3 protein-coding genes are annotated in these 2,486 nt (G+C 69.0%); all 3 read right to left on the bottom strand.

Going from position 1 to position 2,486, the window contains the following annotated elements; all coding sequences use genetic code 11:
* A partial coding sequence (locus tag JNK68_06085; protein ID MBL8539924.1) for a DegT/DnrJ/EryC1/StrS aminotransferase family protein occupies positions 1–527 on the bottom strand: 527 nt, incomplete at its 3' end.
* Positions 527–898, bottom strand: a complete 372-nt coding sequence (locus JNK68_06080) for an EamA family transporter (GenBank protein MBL8539923.1) — start codon at positions 896–898, stop codon at positions 527–529. The genes JNK68_06080 and JNK68_06085, both read right to left, overlap by 1 nt.
* 4 nt (positions 899–902) lie before the next feature.
* The coding region (locus tag JNK68_06075; protein ID MBL8539922.1) for a glycosyltransferase family 39 protein at positions 903–2,486 on the bottom strand (1,584 nt) is incomplete at its 5' end.

Below are 2,486 nucleotides of genomic sequence, written 5' to 3'. Positions count from 1 at the left end.
GCGCCCATGCTCTGCGCGGCATCCTCGATCACGCGCAGGCGCCGGTAGCGGCGGGCGATGCCGTAGAGGCGGTCGCGATCCACCGGCAGGCCGGCGAGATCGACGGGCAGCAGGGCGCGGGTGCGCGGGGTGAACGCGGCTTCGACGCGCTCAAGATCGATATTGCGCGTGACCGGGTCGATGTCGACGAATATGGGACGAGCGCCGGCGCGCACCACCACGTTGGCGGTGGCCACCCACGACAGCGGCGTGGTGACGACCTCGTCGCACGGTGCGATGTCGGCGAGCGCGAGCGCAAGCTCCAGAGCGCCGGTGCCAGAGGCGACCGTGCGCACCGGCCGCCCGCCGAAGTACGCGGACAGCTCGGCTTCGAAGCGCTTCACCTGCGGGCCGCTGGTGATCCAGCCGGAGCGCAGCACTTCGACCACGCCGGCGATGGTCGCCTCGTCGATCGACGGGCGCGTGAACGGCAGGTACGGCGTCCCCGCGCTGGCCGCGGGCGGTGAGGAATCGGCGGGCGTTCGCATCAGCTGCGGGCGACGACAAAGACGCCGACGATGATGATGGCGATGCCCGCGAGCCGGGTCGGTGTGACCGCTTCGCCGAACAGGTACCAGGCGGCGAGCGCGTTGACGACGTAGCCGACCGACAGCATCGGATAGGCGATGCTCACCTCAACCCGCGACAAGGCCATGATCCAGACGACCACGCTCACCACGTAGCAGGCCAGCCCGCCGACGATGTGCGGTTCGGTCGCGAGCTGCCAGCCGACCGGAACGGCGTTCGCCAGGCTGAAGTCGAAGGCGCCGACGCTGTTGGTCCCGGCTTTCAGCAGCAATTGCGCGGCGGCGTTCAGAAGCACGCCGGTCATTACGAGGACGAAGGCCACGGCAGACATACGTTCACGCCCCGGGTTGGACGACGACCACGCGGTCGGCGTCCCGGGCCACCACCTGCATCGGCAATCCCATCCTTTCGAACATATCGAAGTACATCGTCCGCATGATCGCGACCGCACCCGGCTCGGCACGCCACCGCGGCTCGAAATCGAGCGGGTTGGCGATCCAGAGCTGCGGTTCCTGGCTGAGACCGAACGCCATCTCCTCGGCGCTGCCCACCAGGGTCACCGTCCGCCCGAGATAGAAGGGGAGCGACTGCTCGTACATGCCGAAGCTGTAGAACGGCGTGTCCGGCCTGAGCAGCGGCGCAATCCTCACCGCGAGATCATACCCGGAACGGGACGGGGACAGGCCGTCGGCGCCGCGGTCGATGAACTGGCCGGCCAGCAGCGTCGCGAACGCAACGGCGATGATCGCGGGCCGCACACGGCCGCGTCCCGCCCGATGAATCGCGAACAAGGCACCGGCGAGGAGCACCACGCCGGCCGCGCTCAACCCGGTCGCCAGCGCCTGCGGCAGCGCGGCTGCGATCGGCTCGATGCCGCGCGCCCTGATGACCAATGGTGCGGCGATCAGGAGGAGTCCGAACAGGACCGGTACCGCGAGATGTCGGCGCAGCCGGGATGCAGGCAGCGTGGCGAGTCGCTCGCCGGTCAGCAGCGCGATGGGCGGGAGCATCGGCAGCACGTACGCGGCGAGCTTCGAGCTCGAGGCGGAGAAGAAGACGAGGATGAAGGCCGCGTAGGCGAGCACGAAGCGGCGCGGCCGGAATCCGGCGGCTGCGGTGGGGCTGCGCCACGCGCGGACGAGCGCCGCCGGCGTGAGCGTCGTCCACGGCAGCAGCCCGAGGAGGAGCACCGGCAAAAAGAACCACCACGGTTCGAACCGATAGTGGACGGTCGTGAGGAAGCGCTGGAAGTGCTCGTGGATGAAGAAGAACTGCGGGAACTCGGGATTGGCGAGCGAGACCCACACGAACCAGGGTGCGGTGAGGGCGACGAAGAGCAGCAGCCCGGTCACGAGGTGGAGTCGGCGCCAGACGGCGAAATCACGGGTGAGGGCGGTGTAGGTGACGAGCGCGCCGGCCGGCAGCACCGCCCCGATCAACCCCTTGCTCAAGACGGCGCCGGCTGCGGCCGCCCAGGCCACATGCATCCAGAACGAACGCCCGCGCGCTCGCCGGCGGTCGTCCTGCGCGAACAGGAAGGCCACCAGCGCGAGCGTCAGGAAGAACGTGAGGCCCATGTCGAGCGTGTTGAAACGCCCGCAAAAGATGAAGCCGATGCTGCTGGCCAGGACCAGGGCCGCATGCAGCCCCGGGTCCGACCCGAAAAGCCGCACCCCCGCGGCGTACACCAGCAGAACCGTGAGCAGGCCCGTCAGCGCTGCCCACAGGCGCGAAGTCCACTGCGCCTGGCCGAAGGTCTCGTAGGCCAGTGCCGTCGCCCAGTACTGCAGCGGTGGCTTCTCGAAGTACTTGATGCCGTTCAGGCGCGGCGTCACCCAGTCGCCGGAGACCACCATCTCGCGCGGGATCTCGGCGTAGCGTCCTTCATCCGGGTGGAAGAGCTTCCGGTGGTCCAGGTT

This window comes from Betaproteobacteria bacterium (assembly GCA_016791345.1).
Lineage (GTDB): Bacteria > Pseudomonadota > Gammaproteobacteria > Burkholderiales > JAEUMW01 > JAEUMW01.
Note: the sequence above shows the minus strand (reverse complement) of the source record. Positions and strands in the feature narration are given on the sequence as shown.

Excerpts from the sequence above, each read along its gene's own strand:
- JNK68_06080 (MBL8539923.1), bottom strand. The coding sequence starts at position 898 with ATGTCTGCCGTGGCCTTCGTCCTCGTAATGACCGGCGTGCTTCTGAAC.